Origin of the sequence: Georgenia sp. EYE_87, assembly GCF_023148685.1 — a bacterium.
Lineage (GTDB): Bacteria > Actinomycetota > Actinomycetes > Actinomycetales > Actinomycetaceae > Georgenia.
This window is the reverse complement of sequence record NZ_JAHXNL010000001.1, coordinates 180,383-202,617: the sequence shown is the minus strand read 5'-3', so window position 1 is coordinate 202,617 and position 22,235 is coordinate 180,383. Positions and strand designations below refer to the sequence as shown.

The 22,235-nt window shown below is 72.2% G+C and carries 21 protein-coding genes and 1 tRNA gene; 7 read left to right on the top strand and 15 right to left on the bottom strand.

What is annotated here, in order from left to right; genetic code table 11:
- Positions 1-9: 9 nt before the first annotated feature.
- The gene (locus KZX45_RS00880) at positions 10-2,073 is read right to left on the bottom strand and encodes a multicopper oxidase family protein (protein WP_248255824.1); all 2,064 of its coding nucleotides are present in this window, start codon (positions 2,071-2,073) and stop codon (positions 10-12) included.
- Between the two features lie 290 nt (positions 2,074-2,363).
- On the bottom strand, positions 2,364-3,737 hold the full coding sequence (locus tag KZX45_RS00875; RefSeq protein ID WP_248255823.1) for a pyridine nucleotide-disulfide oxidoreductase: 1,374 nt from the start codon (positions 3,735-3,737) through the stop codon (positions 2,364-2,366).
- A gap of 143 nt (positions 3,738-3,880) precedes the next feature.
- Here KZX45_RS00875 and KZX45_RS00870 point away from each other — a divergent pair, with 143 nt between their 5' ends.
- Entirely contained in the window at positions 3,881-4,393 is a 513-nt protein-coding gene (locus KZX45_RS00870) for a hypothetical protein (RefSeq protein ID WP_248255822.1), read from the top strand.
- Between the two features lie 9 nt (positions 4,394-4,402).
- Positions 4,403-4,777, top strand: a complete 375-nt coding sequence (locus KZX45_RS00865) for a hypothetical protein (protein WP_248255821.1) — start codon at positions 4,403-4,405, stop codon at positions 4,775-4,777.
- A 131-nt stretch (positions 4,778-4,908) separates the two neighbouring features.
- On the opposite strand, the gene KZX45_RS00860 is transcribed toward KZX45_RS00865, so the two are convergent.
- Positions 4,909-5,652, bottom strand: coding sequence for an RNase H family protein (locus tag KZX45_RS00860; RefSeq protein WP_248255820.1), 744 nt, complete (start codon positions 5,650-5,652; stop codon positions 4,909-4,911).
- Between the two features lie 210 nt (positions 5,653-5,862).
- Here KZX45_RS00860 and KZX45_RS20145 point away from each other — a divergent pair, with 210 nt between their 5' ends.
- Both KZX45_RS20145 and KZX45_RS00850 read left to right on the top strand, forming a co-directional pair.
- Positions 5,863-7,473 carry a LuxR C-terminal-related transcriptional regulator gene (locus KZX45_RS20145; protein ID WP_308221685.1) on the top strand — a complete coding sequence of 537 codons (1,611 nt, stop codon included), beginning with the start codon at positions 5,863-5,865 and terminating at the stop codon, positions 7,471-7,473.
- Positions 7,474-7,615: 142 nt separating this feature from the next.
- Complete coding sequence (locus KZX45_RS00850) at positions 7,616-8,506, top strand: alpha/beta fold hydrolase (RefSeq protein WP_248255819.1); 891 nt, start codon at positions 7,616-7,618, stop codon at positions 8,504-8,506.
- 84 nt (positions 8,507-8,590) lie between these two features.
- Here the strand turns inward: KZX45_RS00850 and KZX45_RS00845 are convergent, their stop codons facing one another.
- Both KZX45_RS00845 and KZX45_RS00840 read right to left on the bottom strand, forming a co-directional pair.
- Positions 8,591-8,989 (bottom strand): VOC family protein, encoded by a 399-nt coding sequence (locus KZX45_RS00845; protein WP_248255818.1) that lies wholly within the window; start codon positions 8,987-8,989, stop codon positions 8,591-8,593.
- Between the two features lie 321 nt (positions 8,990-9,310).
- Entirely contained in the window at positions 9,311-9,736 is a 426-nt protein-coding gene (locus tag KZX45_RS00840) for a DUF6632 domain-containing protein (RefSeq protein WP_248255817.1), read from the bottom strand.
- 700 nt (positions 9,737-10,436) lie between these two features.
- Between KZX45_RS00840 and KZX45_RS00835 the strand changes: the two genes are divergently transcribed.
- Positions 10,437-10,658 (top strand): hypothetical protein, encoded by a 222-nt coding sequence (locus tag KZX45_RS00835; RefSeq protein ID WP_248255816.1) that lies wholly within the window; start codon positions 10,437-10,439, stop codon positions 10,656-10,658.
- Between the two features lie 256 nt (positions 10,659-10,914).
- On the opposite strand, the gene KZX45_RS00830 is transcribed toward KZX45_RS00835, so the two are convergent.
- Positions 10,915-10,988: transfer RNA gene (locus tag KZX45_RS00830), tRNA-Pro, on the bottom strand.
- A 544-nt stretch (positions 10,989-11,532) separates the two neighbouring features.
- On the opposite strand from KZX45_RS00830, the gene KZX45_RS00825 reads away from it, so the two are divergent.
- Entirely contained in the window at positions 11,533-11,817 is a 285-nt protein-coding gene (locus tag KZX45_RS00825; RefSeq protein WP_248255815.1) for a zinc-ribbon domain-containing protein, read from the top strand.
- Between the two features lie 38 nt (positions 11,818-11,855).
- Here KZX45_RS00825 and KZX45_RS00820 read toward each other — a convergent pair whose 3' ends face one another.
- From KZX45_RS00820 to KZX45_RS00780, 9 genes are all read right to left on the bottom strand, one after another.
- Positions 11,856-12,920, bottom strand: coding sequence for a hypothetical protein (locus KZX45_RS00820; protein WP_248255814.1), 1,065 nt, complete (start codon positions 12,918-12,920; stop codon positions 11,856-11,858).
- Complete coding sequence (der, locus tag KZX45_RS00815) at positions 12,920-14,506, bottom strand: ribosome biogenesis GTPase Der (RefSeq protein ID WP_248255813.1); 1,587 nt, start codon at positions 14,504-14,506, stop codon at positions 12,920-12,922. The genes KZX45_RS00820 and der overlap by 1 nt, the downstream gene beginning before the upstream one ends.
- A gap of 4 nt (positions 14,507-14,510) precedes the next feature.
- On the bottom strand, positions 14,511-15,293 hold the full coding sequence (locus KZX45_RS00810; RefSeq protein WP_248255812.1) for a lysophospholipid acyltransferase family protein: 783 nt from the start codon (positions 15,291-15,293) through the stop codon (positions 14,511-14,513).
- Entirely contained in the window at positions 15,290-16,015 is a 726-nt protein-coding gene (gene cmk, locus KZX45_RS00805; protein WP_374112524.1) for a (d)CMP kinase, read from the bottom strand. The genes KZX45_RS00810 and cmk overlap by 4 nt, the downstream gene beginning before the upstream one ends.
- A 59-nt stretch (positions 16,016-16,074) precedes the next feature.
- Complete coding sequence (locus KZX45_RS00800) at positions 16,075-17,202, bottom strand: prephenate dehydrogenase (RefSeq protein ID WP_248255811.1); 1,128 nt, start codon at positions 17,200-17,202, stop codon at positions 16,075-16,077.
- Between the two features lie 160 nt (positions 17,203-17,362).
- Complete coding sequence (locus KZX45_RS00795) at positions 17,363-18,106, bottom strand: pseudouridine synthase (RefSeq protein WP_248255810.1); 744 nt, start codon at positions 18,104-18,106, stop codon at positions 17,363-17,365.
- A complete protein-coding gene (gene scpB, locus KZX45_RS00790; RefSeq protein WP_374112507.1) occupies positions 18,103-18,720 on the bottom strand; it encodes an SMC-Scp complex subunit ScpB in 618 nt (205 codons plus the stop codon). The genes KZX45_RS00795 and scpB overlap by 4 nt, the downstream gene beginning before the upstream one ends.
- On the bottom strand, positions 18,717-19,703 hold the full coding sequence (locus KZX45_RS00785) for a ScpA family protein (RefSeq protein WP_248255809.1): 987 nt from the start codon (positions 19,701-19,703) through the stop codon (positions 18,717-18,719). The genes scpB and KZX45_RS00785 overlap by 4 nt, the downstream gene beginning before the upstream one ends.
- 8 nt (positions 19,704-19,711) lie before the next feature.
- Positions 19,712-20,539 carry a ParA family protein gene (locus KZX45_RS00780; RefSeq protein WP_248256281.1) on the bottom strand — a complete coding sequence of 276 codons (828 nt, stop codon included), beginning with the start codon at positions 20,537-20,539 and terminating at the stop codon, positions 19,712-19,714.
- A gap of 268 nt (positions 20,540-20,807) precedes the next feature.
- Here KZX45_RS00780 and nhaA point away from each other — a divergent pair, with 268 nt between their 5' ends.
- Positions 20,808-22,193, top strand: coding sequence for a Na+/H+ antiporter NhaA (gene nhaA / locus KZX45_RS00775; protein ID WP_248255808.1), 1,386 nt, complete (start codon positions 20,808-20,810; stop codon positions 22,191-22,193).
- Positions 22,194-22,235 lie beyond the last annotated feature (42 nt).

Here is a 22,235-nt window from a genome sequence, read left to right as displayed (position 1 = left end):
CGCGCGGGTTCAGTGGCCCCCGCGGTCCCCGCCGTCGGCCGGCTGCCCCTTCTGGAGCGGACCGATCCGGTAGGGCCGCATCATCTCGTTGTCCTCGTGCTCGACGATGTGGCAGTGCCAGACGAACTGGCCCGCGCCGTCGAACCGCATCCGCACCCGGGTGACCTCCCCGGGATAGGCGATCACCGTGTCCTTCCAGCCGTCCTCGCCCGGGTCGGGCGGCCGCGCCTCGGAGTCCTCCGCGATGTGGACCGTGCCGGCCTCCTCGTCGATCACGATCGGCTCACGGTCGACCACCTGGAAGTGGACCTCGTGCACGTGGATCGGATGGGCGTCCCCGGTCGTGTTGTAGAACTCCCAGGTCTCGGTCGCGCCGAGCTGGGGGTTCTCGGTGACCGCGTCCTCCCACTCGTGGGCCACCCAGCGGCCGTCCTCGAGGACCTGCCCGAGCAGCGCCGCGGACGGCGCGTCCTCGAAGTGCTCGGACATCATCTCGATCAGTGCCAGCCGGCGGACGCTCCCGCCGCCGAGCGGGGCGATCGACGGCAGGGCGAGGAACTCGGGTGGCGTGGTCCGGTCCGGGCCCTGGGCGGGCGTCACCCTGAACAGCATGACCTGGCCGGTCGTGTCCGGGTCCGCGGCGGGGAAGCCGTCGTCGTCGTCCGTCGGTTCGAGGACCGGCTCGCCGCCGCCGAACGGCTCGTCCGGGCCGAGGTTGCGCAGCAGGTGGGAGCCGGGCGCCACGGCGGAGAAGTCGACGACGACGTCGGCCCGCTCGGCCGGGGCCAGGAGGATCCGTGACCGGTTCGCCTCGCTCGTGATCTCCACCGGAGCGCCGAGGAAACCGCCCTCGGAGCCGATCTGCCACACGCTCACCCCGGGGATGCCGGAGAAGTCGAGGATGAGGAAGCGGGAGTTGCAGCCGTTGAGGAGGCGGAACCGGTACCGGCGCTGCTCGACGTCGAGGTAGGGCCAGGTGCTGCCGTTCACCATGAGGGTGTTGCCGAAGAACTCGGGGTTCCAGATGGGCGAGACGTCGGTCTCCGGGAGGTAGGGGCCCGGCACGCCGTCGAAGAACTCCCGGGTGTCGGGATAGAACAGGGAACCGTCCTCGTTGAACGAGCGGTCCTGGATGGCCAGCGGGATCTCGAGGTACCTCTTCGTGGCCGGGAAGCGGTCGTTGCGCTCGGGGGCGGGCCCGGGCAGCTCGGCGCGCCGTCCGGTGCGGCTGTCGAGGACGGCGTCGTCGCCCTCCGGGCCGCCCCTGACGATGTAGAAACCGGCCGGACCGGCATACACGTTGAGGCGGGTCATGCCCAGGGTGTGGTCGTGGTACCACAGCGTCGACGCGCGCTGGGCGTTGGGGTACTCGAAGGTGGCTGAGCCCGGGGCCCAGCCGGAGCCCTGGAGTGCCTCGGCCTTGGCGGCGAAGAAGTCGTACCAGGTGCCCTCGCGGGCGAGGTCCGGGCCGATGTCGTCGGCGTCGGGCAGGAACCAGGCCTCGGTGTAGCCGTCGGACTCGTCGCCGACGCCCACCGCACCGTGGACGTGCGTGACGATCGGGACGGGGCCCTCGTACGCCTCGGGGGTGTCGGTGAAGGTCGGGCGGGAGTCGCGGCCGTCGGTGCCGCCCGGCGGGTTGGCCCAGTGCAGGGTGGGGTCGACGGGGAGCAGGTGCGGGAGGTAGCCGCCGGCCTCGTCGACCAGATCGTTGACCCACGTCACCCGGAGCGGCTCGCCGTACCGGGCCTCGAAGGTGAGGCTGGGGGCGTTGTGGATGTCCAGGCCCTTGTTCTGGGGGTCGACCGGTCCGTACCCCCACACCGTGGTCGCCGGCAGCCCGGCCGGCAGGATCTGCTGGTCGAACTGGCGCACCGCGATGACGTAGTGGTCGAGGTTCTTCCCGGCCCGGGTGGTCACGGTCCCGGTGCGCGGCATCACGGGTGGGACGAGGAGCGGGGTGACGAACTTGGGGATGCCGGCCGGGTCGCGGGTGCCGCCGGGCAGCGCCGTCGCCGGCACCTGGACGGCCACCGCGCGACCGCCTACCGACCCCAGGAGGAACAGCCCCATGCCGGCGCCCCCCGCGCGCAGGACGGTCCGCCTGCTCAGGGCCGTGCCGAGGTCCGGTACGGCCGATGCACGGCCGTCGTCGGTCGCCGGCCGAGACGTGCGTCGGTCACCAGCGCTGCTTGGAGCATCGGACATCGTGACACTTCCTCGGGTCGGTCGGCGCCCTGCATCGTCAATGAACCGTGCGCGTGAGGCGCCGTCAAGGGCCCTGTCCGATATGTCCGTGACGAAATGCGCCCCTCACCCGCCCCTCACCTCCTCACCCGCCTCGAACCGCCCCTGGGGGGCAGCTACGACATTCCGGCGAGCTGCGCCAGCTTGGCCATCCCCGGCCCCACGTGCTGCCGGAACCGGTTCTTGGCGGCGGCGACGGCGGCGGAGCCGGCCAGCTCCGGCGGCGTGCGCGCCGGGTTGAGGGGGACCGCCTCGGCCCAGTCCCTGATCCGAGGCTCCGCGGTCAAGGACGCCCGCGCGCCGAGGACCTGCTGCCGCGCCCAGTCGGCCGGCGTGTCGGAGAACGGCGAGGGTGGGCACAGCCGGTTCTTGACGTCGTCGTCGTCCAGCGTCGCTTCGACGTAACCCGCCAGCGCAGCGCCGAAGCAGGCGAACCCGAGCTGGATCGGTTGCACGGTGATCGTCTCGCGGCCCCAGACCGGCACCAGCGGCGGGTACCGCAGCCCCGAGGCGGCGCAGTGGACCACGAGGGCGTCCGGGGCGACGGCGACGTAGCCGTCGTCGAGCACCAGGCGGCCGCGCTCGACGTGCCGGAGGTGGCCGAGCCTGACGACCCGGTCGATCGTGCGCAGCCTCTCGAGCTCCCAGCGGGCGAGCGTGGGGACCTTCGCCATCGTGGGGACCACGGACCGGTCGATCCGCAGCATCACGCCGGCGTCCTCGAGCAGGAGGAACACCTCGTCCGGGGATGTCGCGGCCTCAGCCGCCTGCATGATGTCGGCCGCCGTGCCGTAGAACACGACCGGGTCCGGCTGGACCGCCGCCCTGTCGAGCATCCACGGGTCGCGCGGACGCACCCAGCAGATGTCGCCGGGGTCGACGCCGTTGTCGAGCAGCCAGACGCAGGCGTCGGTGGCTGTCTTGCCCGAGCCGGCGATCACGTACTCCGAGGGCGCACCGGCCACCTTCACCAGGTCGCCCACGGGCACGACGCGCACGTCGTCCGCGGCGCCGAACGGCGCAGGCGTCGTCGCCGGTACCTCAGGTGAGAGGTAGCGGGCGTCGACGACGCGCCGCCGGCCCCCGACCTCGTAGCGCCTCCCGGACAGCCGCGAGACGAACCTCCCCTCGCCGAGGTACTCGCAGCTCGGGTAGAACGCCACCTTGCCGGAGCGAAGCAACCGCTCCCGCAGGACCCGGTCGTAGTACGCGCAGATCTCCGGTGCCGCGGCCCGCTCGTGCAGGCCGGCCTCCGGCCCGTCCTGCTGGAGCCGCCCGTCGCCGAGCAGCGTCGAGGCCACCCCGTAGAACGAGGAGGCCTGGTGGAGGCGCACGAAGGGGTACGCGTCCAGCCAGTGCCCGCCGGCGCCGTACCGCCGGTCGACCATGACCACGCCGACGTCCGCGTGGGCGATCAGTGCGTCCGTGAACGCCATCCCCGATGCCCCTGCGCCGACCACGAGGTAGTCGGCGTCCAGCACCTCCACCACGTGCTCATGCTCACCCCGCCGAAGGAGCCGGTCAACGGCCCGTTGCCCCCGCTGCCTCTGTGCCCGCCGATCTGCGAGGTCTATAGTCCGAGGCAAGAGGCGCATCTCCCACGCCTCAATCGCCTCCCGAGGTCGGTGGCGCGATGAGTCTGACCGATCGTGAGCTCTGGACCCTGATCCACGGAATGCTCCTCGGCGCCCTGTTCCTGCTGGGATTCGCGGGCGGGCTCGAAGGCCTCTACAGCCTGCGACCCCAGCTCCTGCGACCGGAGGGCATCCGGGACCGGGCGCGTCGTCTGAGGATCGGGGTCGTCGCGATGGCGGTCGCCGCCTGGGGAACGGTGCTGACCGGCACCTGGATCGTCTACCCGTGGTACCGGGAGGACATCCCCGAAAGTCCCCGATCCACGTTGCTGGCGGACCCGGCGACAGAGGAGTGGCACCACTTCGGCATGGAGTGGAAGGAGCACGTGGCCTGGATCAGCCCCATCCTGGCCACCGTCGTGGCGTTCATCGTCATCTACTACGGAACCAGTCTCATTCGCCATGACCGGGTTCGCAGGACAACCATCTTGCTCTTCGTGCTGGCCTTCGTCTTCGCGGCGATCGCAGGGCTCTTCGGCGCCCTGATCACCAAGGCCGCCCCCCTCCTGTAGGAGACAGACATGGCATCGAACCTGGAGACCACCGGAGCATCGGTCAGCCCGGAGGTCGAGCACGCCGAGAAGCCCGAGGGGCCCGTCTCGGCAGCGATCCTCGCTGGCGGCGTCGGCGCGTTCGCACTCGGCGTCCTCACGACCCTGGCCGAGGCGAGCGAGGGCTTCAAGAATCTGCTCAACCTCTACGACCCGGTCGGCCCCCTGTCGGGCAAGACCATCGGCGCCGTCATCGTCTGGCTCATCGCGTGGGCCGTGCTGCACCTGATGTACCGCGGGAAGGCGATCGAGACACGCAAGGCGCTGACCGCCTCTCTGATCCTGATCGCCCTCGGAGTTCTCGGGACCTTCCCGATCTTCTTCCAGGCCTTCGCGGCAGGGTAGGCGCTGCGCCTCGGTGGTGCCGTCGGCGGCCGCGAGAGTCTGGCGTGCGACACTCGGCCAGCGCGACGGCCAAGAACGTCATGCGAGGGGCCGGTGCGCTCCATGAGCCGCCGGTTGACCCACGCCGTCTCCTACGGGGTGATCTCGCGGGCAGCCTCCCGGGCCCGCTGGGCAGCCGCGACGATGAACTCGTCGGCGATATCGGCCAACCCGAACCTGACGCGGCCGACCCGCTTCCCGATCTTCGTCAGGAGCGGCTCGATCAGCTCCAGGTTCTCCGGGCGCTCGCCGTCGCGCTTTCGCCAGCCGTTGCGCTGCCAGTTCGGCCCCCACACCGTTGCCGTCTTCACGAGGTACTCGGAGGCCGACCGCACCAGCAGGTGGGCACCAGGTGCCGAGTGGTCCAGCACGTACAGAGCGGCGACCAGTTCACCCTCGCTGTCCGTCCCGTTCGGCAGACCGCCCGAGGTCGCTTCCCAGGTCTCCTGATTCACGTACGCCCACCCCGTCGGACCGGGGTTCGGATCGGCGACGGCGTGCAGCGCGACCACGACGTCGAACGTCGTGCCGGGCACGCGCACACGTGGCTTCGGAGCGGCCCGCCGTCGCGTCCCTGCCGTGGGCTCGCTCCTCGCCGGCGCCGCCGCCATTCGCAGCGCGAGCGGCTCGATGAGAGGCAGGACCTCGTCCGCCCGCCACCGCACGAACGGGCGTCCGAGGGACGTCGTCCCGGGGGACGCGAGCCCGCGGTGCAGTGCGTCGTCCGTCGCCTGCCGGCCTAGCTTCAGGCCAGCGGCCACGAGAAGGTCGCCGACCGACTGAGCATCGATGCCGAGCTGCTTGCCGAGCTCGTCCTGGGTGGCCCACTCTTCCACGAACCTCTCCTTCCGCCCCGCGAGATAGCCCTGCCGGGATGGCAACCGGGCTCCGGTCACCCTCAACTGATCGCATGCCGGCCGAACGGGCCGACCGGAATGTGGCACGTGCAGGGGGCTGTCACTGCTGGCAGCACTTCGTGGGCAGGTTACCTTCTCGCTCGTGCCTCGCCGGCGCGCACCGATATCCTGGGCACCGGAGGGCAGCGGGTGGACGATCGTGGGAACACCCTGACGCTCGCGCGGAGGGCCTACGCCACGCGCGACTGGCCCACCGCGGTCACGCACTTCGGCGCCGCCCACCCCGCACACTTCACCGCCGACGACCTCGCGGCCTACGCCGACGCCCTGTGGTGGGTGGGTCGCATCGAGGACAAGCTGCGGCTCGGCGCCGCCGCGTGCGACGCCTTCGAGGCCGAGGCCCGACCGGCCGAGGCCGCGATGACTGCCTTCTCGCTGGGGGTCTGCCACCTGGCTCGTGGCGAGGAGGAACAGGCCAGGGGATGGCTGGGTCGGGCCGGTCGCCTGGTGGCGGGGCTCCCGGAAGGTCCGGTGCACGGACATCTCATGCTGTTCACGGAGGTGGAGGGGAATCTTCTGGCCGGTCGGCCCGCCGCGGCGCTCGACGCTGCGCGTCGGGGGCAGGAGATGGGGCACCGGTACGGCGACGCCGGGCTGCTGGCGCTCGCTCTCCAGAGCGAGGCCCGGGCACTGATCCAGTCCGGCCACGTCGCCGACGGGCTGCCGTTGCTCGACGCGGCGATGGTCGGCGTCCAGAACGGCCGGATCGACCCCTTCCTCTCGGGGGTCCTCTACTGCCACACCGTCGCGGCCTGCCACCGGATCGCGGACGTACGCCGGATGGTCCGCTGGACCGAGCTGACCGAGCAGTGGCTGGCCACCCTCCCCGCAGCGGTGTTCTTCGAGGGGCTCTGTGCGGTGCACCGCGCCCAGCTGCGTCTGCTGCGCGGCGAGTGGGACGAGGCCGAGGGCGGTGCGCTGAGGGTCGCGGAGGACTTCGACCGGCACCGGGTCGACTACGCCGCCGAGGCCTGGTACGTCGTTGCCGAGGTACGGCGGCTTCGCGGGGACCCACGCGCCGCTGACGCGTACAACGAGGCGCACGCCCGTGGCCGGGACCCGCAACCCGGCCGGGCCCTGCTGCGGATCCAGCAGGGCGACGCGGCCGGGGCGGCGACCTCGGTGCGCTCCGCCCTGATTGCGGCAGGTGACGACCCGCTGCGGCGGGCCCCGATCTGCGCGGCGGCCGTGGACATCGCACTCAGCGCCGGACGGCCGGAGGAGGCGGCCGCGGCCGCCTCCGAGCTTGCCGCGACGGCAACGACGTACGCCACCTCGGGACTGGAGGCGATGGCGTGCGCCGCGCGCGGCGCAGTCCTGCTGGCCGAGAGCCGCGCCGACGAGGCGCTGCCGGTGCTCCGCGACGCCTGCCGCCGCTGGCACGACCTGGGTGCCGCCTACGACGCGGCCCGGACCTGCGTGCGGCTCGCCGATGCCTACCGCGCGCTCGGTGACGAGGTGTCGGCCGCCGCGGAGCTCGACCGCGCCCACGCGGTGTTCGACCGGCTCGGCGCGTTCCGGCCGGCCCCGGACTCACCGGACGGGCTGACCCGGCGCGAGTGCGAGGTGCTCGCGCTGGTCGCCGACGGACGCTCCAACCGGGAGATCGCCGAGACCCTAGTCATCAGCGACCGCACCGTCGCGCGCCACCTGACGAACATCTTCCACAAGATCGGCGTCATCTCCCGCACCCAGGCCGCCCGCTACGCGCTCGACCGCGGCGTCACCGCCTCGAGGTGAGCGTCCCCACCAGCTACGCACAACCGCGTAGCCGGGAGGCGCCAAGTTGGTCAGTCGCACCGATGAGCCGAACCGGGCGCGGCGCCTAGCGTCCCGGTGTGGGCGCACCGCACGGGCGCGCACCGACCGAGGGAGCGACGAGATGAGTGCCATGACACAGACCGCGGGCGGACGGCTGATGCCCGACCCCACCGCCAGGGTCCGGGTGTCCGACGGCGACGAGCTCGACGTGTGGGTGATCGGCGAGGGCACACCGGTCGTCCTCGTCCACGGCGCGGTGATGCGCGACTTCCTCGTGCCCCTCGCGCACGAGCTGACGAGCCGCGGCGACCACCAGGTGATCCACTACGGCCGCCGCGGGCACGGCGGCCGCGGGCTGCCGGCCGAAGCGACCGACATCCCCGGGCAGGTGCCCGACGTCCTTGCGGTCCTCGATGCGCTGGGCGTCGACAACGCACATGTCGCCGGGCACTCCCTCGGTGGGTACATCGCGTTGGAGCTCGCGTGCCGGGCACCCGATCGTGTTCTCTCGGCCCTCCTGCTCGAGCCGTTGTTCGGGCAGGTGGTCCGGAGCACCGAGGGGCAGGAGATCATGCGGACGGTCGCCGAGGTCGCGATGCCCGCCATCGTCGAGCGGTACAGGAACGGCGACAGGTACGGCGCGGTGTCGGCCTTCTACGCGGCCACGTCACGCGTGGAGAACGCACGGGAGTCGGTCGAGCGCGCCCTGCCGAGGGGCGCGCGGGAGCTCGCCGTCACGGACCTCGCCACCTTCCTCCAGGTGGACTGGCCAGCGATGGGCGCCTGGCTGGCGGAGCCGGTTCCGGTGCCCGAACCCGACGCGCCGATCGTCTGGATCGGAAGCACGGACAGCGGAGCGGCCTTCGACGAGAGCCGTGCCTATCTCCAGGAGCAGCTGCCCAGGACGACGGCGTACACCGTCGCCGACGTCGGCCACTACTTCCCGCTCCTGAAGCCCGCCGAGACCGCCGTAGCCGTCCACGAGTGGCTGAGCCGCCGGCAGCCCGCCTGACGACGCCCCGGCCCGCCTGGCGAGTCGATGTGGTGGCGGCTGACGTCACTTCCCGTCGGCCCTCCCGGCAGCACCGTTCCGCCGTCAGCCGCCGTGCTGGAAGGACACCACCTCGAGCTTGAAGCCATGGGGATCGAGCCAGTACGTGGCGTAATGATCCGGGTGGTACTCCGAGAAGGTCCGCGGTTCGTGCAGGACCTCGTCACCCCGGTCGCTCGCCCACGCGTACGCGGCCTCGACCTCCCGCCGGGACTCGACGAGGAAGCACAGGTGCTGCAGGCCTGGCCGGTGCCGGGAGTAGGACCCCTCCTGCTGGGCGGTGTAGAAGAACAGCTGGGTCCCCTGCCCGTTGACCGGGGCGTAGGAGAACCAGTCTTCTCCGGCGAGAAACGGCGTGAAGCCGACCAGCGGCATGAGCGCGTCGTAATACTCGCGGGCGGGCGCCACGACAGGGATGTTGATGCCGAGGTGATCGAGCGGCATCCTGCCACCCTAGGTTCGCAGCAGTGCATCTGCACCCGTCATCAGCATCTTCGTGCAGTTCGGGGCCTGCACCTGCCGTTTTCTCTGGACCCGAACTGCTGGATGGTGCGACCGCAACCGGGACCGGCTAGCAAGAGCACGAGGCGCGCCCGATATCTCGAAACAGGCCTCTGACCATCGCCTTTACCTCGGGTTAGCGGGACTTGAACCCGCGACCCCTTGATCTCCAGAAACAGGCGCCCCGCCGCCGGTCGCGGCCGTGGGTTTCGGCATGACCCGTCGAAACCAACGGCCCTGCTCTTGTTTGGCCTGGCCCTGGGGTCAGGTCGTGGGCGGTGGCACGCCGGCCTCAACAGTTCGCGCAAAGGGCAGCCAAAATGCTCGAGGAGCCAGGAAGGCCAACACGGCCGCAGCGAGGAACAGCGCGAGCACGTCGCCGTACAGGTGACCAACATGCTGAGGATCGACCACGGCCAGAACCGCCATCACGCTGCCGTGGACGATGCTCGACCAGATCCCGAACGACACCAAACCCACATGCTGGTGGGGATCACGCGCAGCGATGATGAGGAATACACCCATGGTCGCGTAGATCGCGATGATCATCTGCAGATACTCAGACTGTCCGCTGTGCCAAACCCAGCCGGAGGGCCAGATGCGGGAGAGCGGGTAGAAGCCGAAGATCGAGAAGGCACCGACGGCACGAAGCGCAACCTTGAGATACTTCAATCGTTCAACGTCAGTCATGAGAGCTCCCTACGACTACGCGATCCTGCAGCGAGGCGTCCCCAGTGTGCAGCGGGTGCGTGGCTCATGTCGCTGACGGCGGTGCCCCCTGCCTCCCGGGAGCCAAACCCGCTGCCCACTATCGACTCACTTGATCAGGCGACAGGGGTCGGCGACTGTGAGAGGAGCGGCTCCTCCGCCGCCCGATCGCCTCGGAGCAAGCAGGGTTAACGGTTCCCGGAGAGCCGACGCTCGGGGCGTCCGCCTCGGGGACTTGCGGGCCGCCGTCTTGGGTCTTCCCGCCAGCCCGACCGCTGCCCAGAGCCCTTGGCGAAGCCATGGTTCGGAGGTGCTTACGGCCTGCTTGATCTGGCCACAGCGGCATGATGACCAGAAGTCCAGTCGGTGGCCACCGCCCTGGATTGGCCCTTCCGTCCCGGTGAAGTTAGACCAAGCCCCCTCCTCCATCAGAGGGGTCTGTACTTCGCACCGGCACCGGCGCAGTCTTGATCCGTCGTCAGGCACTACCCCCGAATGACGTCGCCCCACGAACATCGAGGTTCACATGGCACTCATGGCTATGGTTTTCCCGCTTGCTCCCGGTCAGAGCGCGCGCTGGCGTGCTTGGATAGATGAGCTCAGGGGTGCGCGTCATGCAGAGTTCGCTGCCTCCCGTCGAGCCGCAGGCGTGCATGAGCGCACCTTCTTGCAGGCGACTCCCATGGGCGAGCTGGTCATCGTGACGCTCGAGGGCGATGATCCCATGACCTCGTTCGGGAAGCTGCTGAGCAAGGACGACGAGTTCACCAAGTGGTTCGTGGAGAACGCCAGTGCGGCCCACGGCGTGGATCTGTCCCAGCCGATGGAGGAACCACCGTCCACCCTCGTGCTCGACAGCGATGGCGGGCAGGATGCGGCGCCGAACCTGAGCGGTGAGCGGTAACTCGAAAATCGGGTACACGCCGGAAACCTGGGCAAGACTGGTCGACAACCCGAGGACCGAGGGGCATAACGCACTCCGGCACGAAGCTCGCTCTTCGGGAACTACAGCCGAGCACCGAGAGGTCCGATGGTCTCGACCCCACCCGGGCCGCGCGTAAGCGCGCCTAGCCACCGCGCTCGCCACCTTGGCGTTGCCACCGAGCGGAGGGAATGACGAAGGCCTCTCACCTGTCTGTGCAGGTGAGAGGCCCGTTCGGTCGGGCTGACAGGATTTGAACCTGCGACCCCTTGACCCCCAGTCAAGTGCGCTACCAAGCTGCGCCACAGCCCGTCTCCCACCAGCTCCTGGCCGGTCGGGACTGAACGATGCTACCCCAGCCCTGAGCCCGGTTCCGAATCCGCCGGACCGCCCGCCGTTGTGACTCGCGACACTCCGCTCCCCGCCAGACGCTGACCGTCCGGTACATCCATTCCCCCCGCTACGCTGCCGGGGTCACGACGACGGACGAGACGTGCGGGAGCCCATATCCGACTTTGAACGGGGGGACCGCGAGCTCTTCACCTCCGGCCAGGTGCGGCTGCGGACGAAGCTGGCCAACAACCTCTGGGGGCTGCTCGGCTGCCTCGCCTCACTGCCGCCGGCATCTGGATGGCGGCGGAAGGCAAGCGGCTCGTCGCCGTCCTCACGATCGATTTCTTCGGCGTGCTGGGCATACCTGCCCTCGCCAACCAGCTCGTCCGCCCGCGATACTGGAGCCGCGCCGGTCCCAGCACGGCGTTGGCCCGGGCACCGCTCCCGACGCCCATACCCGATTCATGCCGCCGGGCATGCGGCCGCCCCGGGGCTGACGCTCGGGCAGCCCTAGGCTGACGCCATGATCATCCTCGGCGTCAGGGGCTCCACGACCCTGCTGGCGACCATGACCCTGGTGTGCCCGCAGTGCCACAACCCCGCCGCGCACCGCCTCCACCGCATCGTCAACAAGTTCTCGCTCTTCTTCGTCCCGCTCTTCCCGGTCTCGACGAAGCACGTCATCGACTGCACGTTCTGCGGGTTGCGGCGCACGCCCACGAAGGCCCAGGCTGCGAAGCTCCAGCGGCTCGCGCAGAGCGGGGGGCCCCTCGCGCCGCCGGCAGACCTGCCGTCACACCCGGCCTGACTCCCGAGTCCGGAGGCCGGCGAGCGGAGCTGTTCTGCTCAGACCTCGGCCTGGTGCAGCCGCTCGAGACGGTGCTTCTCGGAGGCGATGACGCCGAGCGTCAGCAGCGCGAGGAACAGCCCCAGCGTGGCCGCCCACGGCTCGATACGGAACAGCGCCACCTGGGTGAGCAGCAGGTTGACGAGCACCGCTCGCCGCAGCCACTGGAACGCCCGGTAGCGGTCGGCGCGGAGGAGCGTCCAGCCGCGCACGACCGCCACCAGTGACAGGCCGACGGACGCGACCGCGCCGATCTCCGCCCACCCCGGGTCCTCCCCCCACGTCGCGACCACGGTGATCACCGTGCCGGCCGCGACGACTGCGAGCAGCGCCGTCGTCGTCCGGGTCGCCCACTCCCGGGTCACGACGGCACGGAAGAGCGTCCGCAGGCGACGGGCCGTGGCGTCGAGCGGGTCGGGCGCCTCGACGTCGTCGTCGGGGACCGCCCGCAGAAGGGCCGCGGTCTCCGCCGCCCCGGTCGCCTCGCGACCCTGGGCGAGGAGGTCCTCGGCGACGGCGCGGCGCTCCTCGCTGAGCCCGCCGGCCAGGCCGGCGACGGCGTGGTCGGCGGCGGCCGCGAGGTACTCGGTCGGGTGGTGGGCCCGGCGCCCGTGCAGGGCGTCCGCCGCGAGCATGACCAGCACGAGCGTCACGTACATGATCATCGGCGCGGGGGTGAAGAAGTAGTCGTTGTCGTGGGTGAGGAACTTGCCCACCTCGTCGATGAACAGCCCGAACCCGATCCCGCCGACGAACGCGACCAGCGGGCGCACCACCGGCCCGGCGAAGGACAGCGCGAGCACGACCGCCACACCCATGAGCAGCCCGCCCCACAGCACATGCGCGACGTGCAGGGAGTCGCCGCCCACCTGGGGGAAGCCGGTCAGCTGCAGGACGCCGCGGGTGACCGCGATGGTCAGGACGGTCGTGACGGCGAAGCCGAGCACGTGCTCGGACGCGCGCGGGTCGCGGGGCAGGCCCCAGCGCAGCAGCCGTTGCGGCCGCTGCTGACGCGGTGCGGGCCGCGCCTCGTCGGACCGGGCCGCCCCCGAGCCTGCTCCCATCAGCGCCGCCGCTTCTCCCGCACCCGCACGGAGATCTCGATCGGGGACCCGGTGAAGCCGAAGTGCTCCCGCAGCCGGTTCTCGATGAAGCGGCGGTAGCCCGCCTCGATGAACCCGGTGGCGAAGATGACGAACCGGGGCGGCCGGTTCGACGCCTGGGTGGCGAAGAGGATCCGCGGCTGCTTCCCGCCGCGCACCGGGTGCGGATGACCGGCGGTGAGCTCGCCGAGGAACGCGTTGAGCCGCCCCGTGGGGATGCGCGTGTCCCAGGAGGCCAGCGACGTCTCGAGCGCCTTGGAGAGCCGGTTGGTGTGCCAGCCGGTCTTCGCCGAGACGTTCACCCGCGGCGCCCACTGGACCTGCACGAGGTCGAGGTCGATCTCCCGCTCCAGATAGGGCCGGCGGTCCTCGTCCATGAGGTCCCACTTGTTGTACGCGATGACCAGGGCGCGCCCGGAGTCGATGACCTGCTGGATGACGCGCGTGTCCTGCTCGGTCATCGGCACTGACGCGTCGATCAGCACGACGGCGACCTCCGCCTTCTCCAGCGCCGCCTGGGTGCGCAGTGACGCGTAGAAGTCGGCGCCGGAGGTCTGGTGGACGCGCCGGCGGATGCCCGCGGTGTCGACGAACCACCACGGCTTGCCGTCGAGCTCGATGAGCTCATCGACCGGGTCCCGGGTGGTGCCGGCCACCTCGTGCACGACGACGCGCTCCGCGCCGGCCAGGGTGTTCAGCAGCGAGGACTTCCCGACGTTGGGCCGGCCCACGAGCGCCACCCGACGCGGCCCGCCCACGGGCAGCTTCCCGGCGACGGCGGAGACCTCGGGCAGGACCTTCATGGCGACGTCGAGGACGTCGCCGGAGCCGCGGCCGTGCAGGGCGGAGACGGGGTGCGGCTCCCCCAGTCCCAGCGACCACAGCGTGGCCGCGTCGGCCTCCTGCACCGGCGAGTCCACCTTGTTGGCCACGAGCACCACGGGCTTGCCGGAGCGCCGCAGCAGCCGCACCACCTGCTCGTCGGTGTCGGTGGGGCCGACGGTGGCGTCGACGACGAACATCACCGCGTCCGCCATGGCGATGGCGACCTCGGCCTGCTGCGCCACCGAGGCGTCGATCCCGGCGACGTCGACCTCCCACCCGCCGGTGTCGACGAGCGTGAAGTTCCGGCCCGCCCACTCGGCGGGGTAGCTGACGCGGTCGCGCGTCACCCCGGGGGTGTCCTGGACGACGGCCTCGCGGCGGCCCAGGATCCGGTTGACGAGGGTCGACTTGCCGACGTTCGGCCGGCCGACGATGGCGAGCACGGGCAGCCCGGCCTGCGGCGTCCGCTCGGGGGCGGCCTCGCCGGCCTCCAGGACCGCGAGGTCCTCGTCCTCGAGCACGTAGTCGGCGAGGCCGGCGCGCAGCGCCTCGGCGCGGCGCTCGTCCTCGGCGCTGTCCGTGGTGGGGGCCTCGGGAGAGGAGGCCTCGGGGTCGGGGAGCTCGGGAAAGAGCTCGGCGGCGCGGTCGGCGCCGGAGGTCGGCAGGTCCTCGACGCCTGCCTCCGGTCGTGCGGCGGACTCGCGCGCGGGGTCGGTGCTCATGGGGTCATTCTCCCCTGCCGTCGCGGGCGTCACGACCAGGCGCGTCCGGGCTGATCGGACCGTCGGTGAGCGGGTCTGCGTCGGAGTCGGGCAGCGGGACGCCGGTGAGGGCGACGGCGTCACGCACGTGGGCCGCCAGGCCCGTGCCGATGCGATCCATGGCGCCGTTCATCCGGTCGCGCCGGCTGGTGCCCTCCGGCATGTCGAGCGTGAGGGGGTCGCCGAACACCACGTGCAGCTTCGAGCGCGGCCCGGGCACGTGACCTCGCCTGTCGCCGGGCAGACGGGTGCCCAGGCAGGCCGCCGGGACCACGGGGGCGCCGGTGTTGACGGCGAGCCAGGCCACGCCGGCGCGCACGGAGCTGGCGTCACCGGTGCCGCGGGTGCCCTCGGGGAAGATGCCGACCACGCGGCCCTCCTCGAGCATGGACTTCCCGACGGCCAGGGCCGCCCGCCCGGACGCCCGGTCCACCGGGATCTGCCCGGCCCAGGTCATGAGGAAGCCGATCCTCGAGTCGAAGAACTCCTGCTTGACGAGGAAGTGCGAGCCGCGCGGCACCGCCCCGAACACCACGGGGCCGTCGACGATGCCGACGTGGTTGGAGGCGATGATGACCGGGCCCTCGGCGGGCACGCGCTCGGCACCGTGCACCGTGGTGTCCCACCAGACGTGGTTGAGGAACCGGCCCACCTGGCGGGCCCAGATCGGCCCCCAGCGATAGATGTCCTCGGGGCGCACCCGCTGGCCGCGGCTGGGAGTCTTCCGCCGCCCCGTCGTGCCGGTCACCGGCGTGCCTCCTCGGCCTCGGTGACCACGGCGAGCACGGCGGCGAACGTCTCGTCGACCCCGTACGCCGAGGAGTCCACGGTCACGACGCCGTCGGCGGCGGTCAGGAACGTGGAGACGGTGGAGTCGTCGGCGTCCCGGCGCAGCACCTCGTCACGGGTGGCCTCGATGGTCCCAGCGTCGGCGGTTCCGTGGCGCTCCTTCGCGCGCCGGGCGAGGCGGGCCTGCTCGTCGGCGAGGAGGAGGATACGGACGTCCGCGTCGGGCGCCACGACGGTGGTGATGTCGCGGCCCTCGGCCACGATCCCCCGCGGCGCCCGGTGCTCCGCCCCTGCCGCGGCGTCCTCGATGATCGCGCGCTGGAGCCGCTTGAGCTCGGCGCGCACGTCGAGGTTCGTGGCGACCTTGGAGACGACGGCGGTCAGCGCCGCCTCGCGGATGGCGTCGGTGATGTCGACGCCGTCGCACACCACGCGCGGGTCGCGGGGGTCGGTGACCATCGTCAGCGGCATCGCGCGCACGGCGGCCGCGACCGCGGGGACGTCGTCGAGGTCGACCCCGCTGCGCCCGCACCACCACGTGGCGGCCCGGTACATCGCGCCGGTGTCCAGGTAGGCCAGGCCGAGCTCGCGCGCGAGGCGGCGGGAGACGGTGGACTTCCCGGAGCCCGACGGCCCGTCGATCGCGACCACGATCCCGCGGTCCTGCCTGCCCTGCTCCACGCTGTCCTCCTGCCGCGCCTCGGCGCCGTGCGTCGTCGTTCCGGATCCTTGCCGCGTGCTCACCGGGCCACCACGCGCCAGCCGCGCCGGTCGAGCTCCTCCTCCAGCGGCTCCACCGCGGACGGCAGCACCGACAGGATCGCCAGGCCCACCGCCTGCCCCGCGGAGTGCTCGAGCTGGAGGTCCTCGATGTTGACCCCGGCCTCGCCGACCTCGCTGAACAGCCTGCCGAGCTCGCCCGGCTCGTCGGGGATGAGGACGGTGACCTCGCCGTAACGCCGCGGGGCGCCGCCGTGCTTGCCCGGGATCCGCCCGACACCGGTGCGGCCCGCCGCGACGACGTGGGCGAGCGGACCGGTCGAGCCGGGGGCGAGGGGGCCGTCCTGGGCGGCGCGGTCGAGGGCGGCGACGACGGAGTCGAGGTCCTCGCGCACCTCGCGGAGGGCGCGGGCGACCGGGCCGGCGTTGCCGACCAGGATGGCGGCCCAGAGCTGCGGGTCGGAGGCGGCGATGCGGGTGACGTCGCGCAGCCCCTGGCCGGCCAGGCCCAGCGCCGCCTCGGGCGCCTCACGCAGGCGGGCGGCCACCAGGGAAGCCGCGAGCTGGGGCAGGTGGGAGACCAGGGCGACGGCGTCGTCGTGCTCCTGCGCCCCGAGGGTGACCGGGCTGGCGCCGACGTCGGTGGCCAGGGACCGCACGGCGAGCACCGCGGCGGGCGAGGCGTGCGGGCCGGGGACGACCACCCACGGGCGGCCGACGAAGAGGTCGGCGTCGGCGGCGGCGGCGCCGGAGCGCTCCCGGCCGGCCATGGGGTGGGAGCCGACGTAGCGGTCGACGTGGGCGCCCGCGTCCCGGGCGACCTCCTCGGCGATGACGGCCTTGACGCTGGCGACGTCGGTCACCACGGCCCGCGGGTGGCGGGCCAGCTCCGCGACGACCGTCTCGGCGGCGACGTCGGGCGGGGTCGCGACGACGATGAGGGTCGGCTCGGGGTCGCCGTCGGCGGCGGGCGTGCCGGCCCCGACGTCGCGGGCAAGGGCGAGCGCGGTGGGCGAGGCGTCGGCGAGCTGGACGGGGACGCCGGCCGCGCGCAGCGCCAGGCCGAGGCTCGCGCCCAGCAGCCCGGTGCCGACGACCTTCACCGGTCCCGTCGTCGCGACGGGGCTGGTGTGGGCGTTCTCAGGCACCAGGCGAGGGTACCGCCACCGCGGGCGGCGCCCCGGACCGGGCGCGGGTGCGCCCGCTCACAGCGGTGCGCCCGGTCGGATCGGTGCGCCCGGTCGGATCGGTGCGCCCGGTCGGATCGGTGCGCCCGGTCGGATCGGTGCGCCCCGCCGAGGGCGGCACCTACATGTCGACGGCCTTCATCAGCGAGCCGAGCTCGGCGCCGCCGATCACCCGCGTGCTGCCCGGCCGGAGGTTTCCCAGGACGATGGGCCCGATCCGGGTGCGGGTCAGCTTGATGACCGGGTGGCCGACCTCGGCCATGAGCCGCCGGACGATGTGGTTGCGCCCCTCGTGGAGCACCACCTCGACCAGCGACTGGTCCGGGAGGACCTCCTTGACGGTGAAGGAGTCCACCCGGACGGGCCCGTCCTCGAGCTCGACGCCGGCCTGGAGCTGCTTGACGAGCCCGCGGGACACGCGACCCTCGACGGTGGCCAGGTAGGTCTTGAGGACCTCGTAGGAGGGGTGGGTGAGGCGGTGGGCGAGCTCGCCGTCGTTGGTCAGCAGGAGCAGGCCGGAGGTCTCGGCGTCGAGGCGGCCGACGTGGAAGAGCCGCTCGGGCCGGTCGGCGACGTACTGGGCGAGGGAGGGGCGGCCGTGCTCGTCGTCCATCGTGGAGACCACGCCCTCGGGCTTGTTCAGCGCGAGCGTGACGACGGAGTCGTCCAGCTGGACGCGCAGCCCGTCGACGTGGATCACGGCCGTGCGCGGGTCGACGCGAGTACCGAGCTCGCGGACCTGGTGACCGTTCACGGTCACCCGGCCGGCGGCGATGATGTCCTCGCACGCGCGCCGGGACCCGAGGCCCGCACCCGCCAGGACCTTCTGCAGGCGGACGCCCTCGGGCACGTGCTGGTCTGTCATCTGAACTCTCCGTCGACGTCGTCAAGGCTGCCCATGTCGGGCAGGTAGGGGGCGAGCGGGGGCAGGTCCTCCAGGGAGGTCAGCCCCATCCGCTCGAGGAAGTATGCGGAGGTCCGGTACCGCATGGCACCGCCCTCCTCGTCGTGCCCGGCCTCCTCGACCAGGCCCCTCGCCAGCAGCGTACGCACCACGCCGTCCACGTTCACGCCACGAATGGCGGAGATGCGGCCGCGCGTGACGGGCTGGCGGTACGCGATCACGGCGAGGGTCTCGAGAGAGGCCTGCGTCAGCCTGGCGGTCTGCCCGTCCAGGACGAACCGGCCGACGACGTCGGCGTGGGCCGGGGCGGAGAATATCCGCCAGCCGCCGCCGACCTCGCGCAGGTCGAACCCGCGGCGGCGCCCGCCCCGCTCGCCCCGGTACTCGGCGGCCAGCTCCGTGAGCAGCTCGGCGACCTGGCCGGTGGGCAGCCCCATGACGCTGGCGAGATCGGCGGCCGGGACCGGCTCGTCGACCACCATGAGCACCGCCTCGAGGGCGGTGAGGTGCTGCTCGGGCAGGGCGTCGTCGGGGACCGGCTCGTAGCGCGTCTCCCCCGGCTCGTGCTCGCTCACTGGTTCTCCTCGCTCGCTGGCGGTCCGCCCGGGTCCGGGTCCGTGCCGTGGGACTTCTCACGTGCCGCGTCGTCGTCCGGCACCTCAGGCGGGTCGTCGAAGTCGTCCCCGACGGCGATGTCCCCCTCCTCCGTGCCGGACCAGCGCACGGTGAGCTCGCCGAGCGCCTCGGCCTGCTCGAAGGAGACGGCCCCCTCCCGGAAGAGTTCGAGGAGGGCCAGGAACCGCGAGACGACGACGGCGGTGCTCGCGGCGTCCTCGGTCAGGGCGCGGAAGGTGGCGCTGCGCACCCGCCGCAGCCGGTCGACGATGATCGTGGCCTGCTCGCGCACGGGCACGACCGGGTTGTGCAGGTGGGACAGCTCCACCGTCGGCGCCCCCGGCCGGGGCGCCAGGGCCCCGGCGGCGAGCCGCGCGAGCTCGTCCGGGCCGACCTGGATGACGAGCTCGGGCAGCAGCGCCGCGAACTGGGGCTCGAGCGGGACGCTGCGGGGGTAGGAGCGGCCGTTGGTGTCCCACTCGTGGCCGAGGTAGGCGGCGACCTCCTTGAACGCGCGGTACTGCAGGAGGCGCGCGAAGAGCAGGTCCCGGGCCTCGAGGAGCTCGAGGTCGTCGTCGTCCTCGACGGCCCCGCGTGGCAGCAGGCGGGCGGCCTTGAGGTCCAGGAGGGTGGCGGCGATGACGAGGAACTCGCTCGCCTGGCCCAGGTCCCAGTCGGCGTGGGCGGAGATGTGGGCGATGAACTCGTCCGTGACCTCGGCCAGGGCGACCTCGGTGATGTCCAGCCGGTGCTTGGCGATCAGGGAGAGCAGCAGGTCGAACGGGCCCTCGAAGTTGGCGAGGGTGACCGCGAACGTGCCCGCGCCGGCCCGGGTGACGGCGGGCGCCGCGTCGACGACGGGGCTCGGGGCCACGGCCGGCCCGGCGACGGGCGCCGCGTCGACGGGCGTGCCCTCGGGCGCCGCCGGGTCGACGGGCGGCATGGTGGCGGTCAGGCCGAGTCGCCGCGCGCGACGAGCTCGCGAGCCAGGCGCCGGTACGCCTCCGCCCCGGGGTGGGTCGGGGCGTAGGTGGTGATGGGCTCGGTCGCCACCGAGGCGTCGGGAAACTTCACGGTGCGGGAGATCATCGTGTTGTAGACCTTGTCCCCGAACGCCTCGCGGACGCGGTCGATGACCTCGCGCGAGTGCAGCGTGCGCAGGTCGACCATGGTGGCGAGGATGCCGTCGATCCGCAGCCGCGGGTTGATGCGGTCCTGCACGCGCTCGATGCTCTCCACCAGCAGTGCGACGCCGCGCAGTGCGAAGAACTCGGCCTCGAGCGGGATGAGGACGCCGTGGGCCGCGGTCAGCGCGTTGACGGTGAGCAGGCCGAGCGAGGGCTGGCAGTCGATGAGGATGACGTCGTAGTCGTCGAGCACCGGGCGCAGCACGCGGGCGAGGGCCTGCTCGCGGGCGACCTCGGAGACCAGCTGCACCTCGGCGGCGGAGAGGTCGATGTTCGCCGGCACGACGTCGAGGCCCTCGACGTCGGTGTGCTCGATGATCTCCCGCACGTCGGCGCGCGGCTCCATCATCAGGTTGTAGATGGTGCGGTCGAGCTCGTGGGCGTTGATGCCGAGGCCGGCCGAGGCGGCGCCCTGGGGGTCGAAGTCGACGATGAGCACACGGCGGCCGTACTCGGCCAGCGCCGCACCGAGGTTGATCGTGGTGGTGGTCTTGCCGACGCCGCCCTTCTGGTTGCACATGGCGATGACGCGGGCCGGCCCGTGACCGTCGAGCGGGGCGGGGACCGGGAAGTCGGCGTCGGCGTCGGGCATGGTGCCCACGGCGCCCTCCGGGATCAGGCCTGGCTGCTCGCTACTCACCCTCGCCACGCTAGTCGACGCGGCGCGGGCGCCCCAACATCACGCGGGGCGTGGCGTCATCTCACTGCCACCTGCGTTCGTCCCGGCGCCGAGGACCGCCACGAGCGCCCGGGGCGGCCCCGGTCGCAGCCCGCGGTCACCACCGATAGCGTGGGACCTCGGTGAGCCGGGAAGCCTGGTCGGCATTGTCACGTCGTCGACCGCAGAACCAGGAGCCGCCATGAGTGATCCGTCCCGTCCCACGCCCAGACGCCCCGCCGTCGGCCACGGCAGCTACGGCGAGGCGCTGCGCATCGGCGAGATCCTCCGCAAGGAGACCGTCGGGGGGATCATCCTCGTCGTCGCCGCGACGATCGCGATCGTGTGGGCGAACTCGCCCGCGGCCGAGAGCTACTTCGCCCTGCGGGACGTCCGCCTCGGCTACGAGCCCTGGCACCTCAACCTCAGCCTCGGGGCCTGGGCCGCGGACGGCCTGCTCGGGATCTTCTTCTTCCTCGTGGGGCTCGAGCTCAAGCGGGAGATCGTGGCCGGCGACCTGCGCAGCCCCGGACGCGCCGTCGTCCCCATCGCCGCCGCCGTCGGCGGCGTGATCGTCCCCGCCCTGATCTACGCGGGCGTCAACGCCTCCCACCCCGACAACCTCGGAGGGTGGGCCATCCCCACGGCGACGGACATCGCGTTCGCGGTGGCCGTGCTCGCGATCGTCGGCTCGCACCTGCCAAGCTCTCTGCGCATCTTCCTGCTCACGCTGGCCGTGATCGACGACCTCATCGCGATCACCATCATCGCGGTGTTCTACACCGACGATCTCCAGCTCACGCCCCTGCTCTGGGCGGTCGTGCCGCTGGCCGCGTACACGTTCCTCGCGCAGAAGTACCGCCGCTTCTTCGGGCTCAGGCCCGCCGCCGCGTGGTTCATCCTGCTGCCGATCGGGTTCGTCGCCTGGGCCCTGGTGCACGCCTCCGGCATCCACGCCACCATCGCCGGGGTGCTGCTCGGCTTCGCCGTCCCGGTGATCCGGAGCCAGGCGAGCGGCGGTCCGACCGCCGGCCCCGGCCTGTCCGAGATTTTCGAGCACCGCTTCCGCCCGCTCTCCACCGGCTTCGCGGTCCCCGTGTTCGCGTTCTTCTCCGCCGGCGTCGCCGTCGGGGGCGCCGAGGGCCTCGCCTCGGCGGCCCGGGACCCGCTGACCATCGGCATCGTGCTCGGTCTGGTGGTCGGCAAGCCGATCGGCATCGTCGGCACAACCTGGCTGCTCACCAGGCTCACGCCCGTCGAGCTGGACAGATCGCTCCGCTGGGTGGACCTGACCGGCATCGCGCTGCTGGCGGGCATCGGCTTCACCGTCTCCCTGCTCATCGCGGACCTCAGCTTCACGGTCGGCGGGGAAAGCAACGACCACGCCAAGGTCGGCATCCTGGCGGCCTCGGTCCTGGCCGCCCTGCTCGCCTCCGTCATCCTGGTCGCCCGCAACAAGCGTTATCGCGCCCTCGAGGCCGAGGAGCGCCTCGACGCCGACGCCGACGGCATCCCCGACGTCTACGAGCACGACGAGTCGCCGATCGCGCCCGGACTGGAGGACACCGAAGGGACGGCCCGGCAGTAGCACGGCGCACGGAGCGCGGGGGCAGCCGGCGCGCGCCGGGCG

What these genes read in the sequence shown, in the direction of transcription:
- KZX45_RS00880 (WP_248255824.1), bottom strand. Translation starts at nt 2,073, where the DNA reads ATGGGGCTGTTCCTCCTGGGGTCGGTAGGCGGTCGCGCGGTGGCCGTC.
- KZX45_RS00870 (WP_248255822.1), top strand. Translation starts at nt 3,881, where the DNA reads ATGAGTCTGACCGATCGTGAGCTCTGGACCCTGATCCACGGAATGCTC.
- KZX45_RS00865 (WP_248255821.1), top strand. Translation starts at nt 4,403, where the DNA reads ATGGCATCGAACCTGGAGACCACCGGAGCATCGGTCAGCCCGGAGGTC.
- KZX45_RS00850 (WP_248255819.1), top strand. Translation starts at nt 7,616, where the DNA reads ATGAGTGCCATGACACAGACCGCGGGCGGACGGCTGATGCCCGACCCC.
- KZX45_RS00845 (WP_248255818.1), bottom strand. Translation starts at nt 8,989, where the DNA reads ATGCCGCTCGATCACCTCGGCATCAACATCCCTGTCGTGGCGCCCGCC.
- KZX45_RS00840 (WP_248255817.1), bottom strand. Translation starts at nt 9,736, where the DNA reads ATGACTGACGTTGAACGATTGAAGTATCTCAAGGTTGCGCTTCGTGCC.
- KZX45_RS00835 (WP_248255816.1), top strand. Translation starts at nt 10,437, where the DNA reads ATGGGCGAGCTGGTCATCGTGACGCTCGAGGGCGATGATCCCATGACC.
- KZX45_RS00825 (WP_248255815.1), top strand. Translation starts at nt 11,533, where the DNA reads ATGATCATCCTCGGCGTCAGGGGCTCCACGACCCTGCTGGCGACCATG.
- KZX45_RS00820 (WP_248255814.1), bottom strand. Translation starts at nt 12,920, where the DNA reads ATGGGAGCAGGCTCGGGGGCGGCCCGGTCCGACGAGGCGCGGCCCGCA.
- der (WP_248255813.1), bottom strand. Translation starts at nt 14,506, where the DNA reads ATGAGCACCGACCCCGCGCGCGAGTCCGCCGCACGACCGGAGGCAGGC.
- KZX45_RS00795 (WP_248255810.1), bottom strand. Translation starts at nt 18,106, where the DNA reads ATGACAGACCAGCACGTGCCCGAGGGCGTCCGCCTGCAGAAGGTCCTG.
- KZX45_RS00785 (WP_248255809.1), bottom strand. Translation starts at nt 19,703, where the DNA reads ATGCCGCCCGTCGACCCGGCGGCGCCCGAGGGCACGCCCGTCGACGCG.
- KZX45_RS00780 (WP_248256281.1), bottom strand. Translation starts at nt 20,539, where the DNA reads ATGCCCGACGCCGACGCCGACTTCCCGGTCCCCGCCCCGCTCGACGGT.
- nhaA (WP_248255808.1), top strand. Translation starts at nt 20,808, where the DNA reads ATGAGTGATCCGTCCCGTCCCACGCCCAGACGCCCCGCCGTCGGCCAC.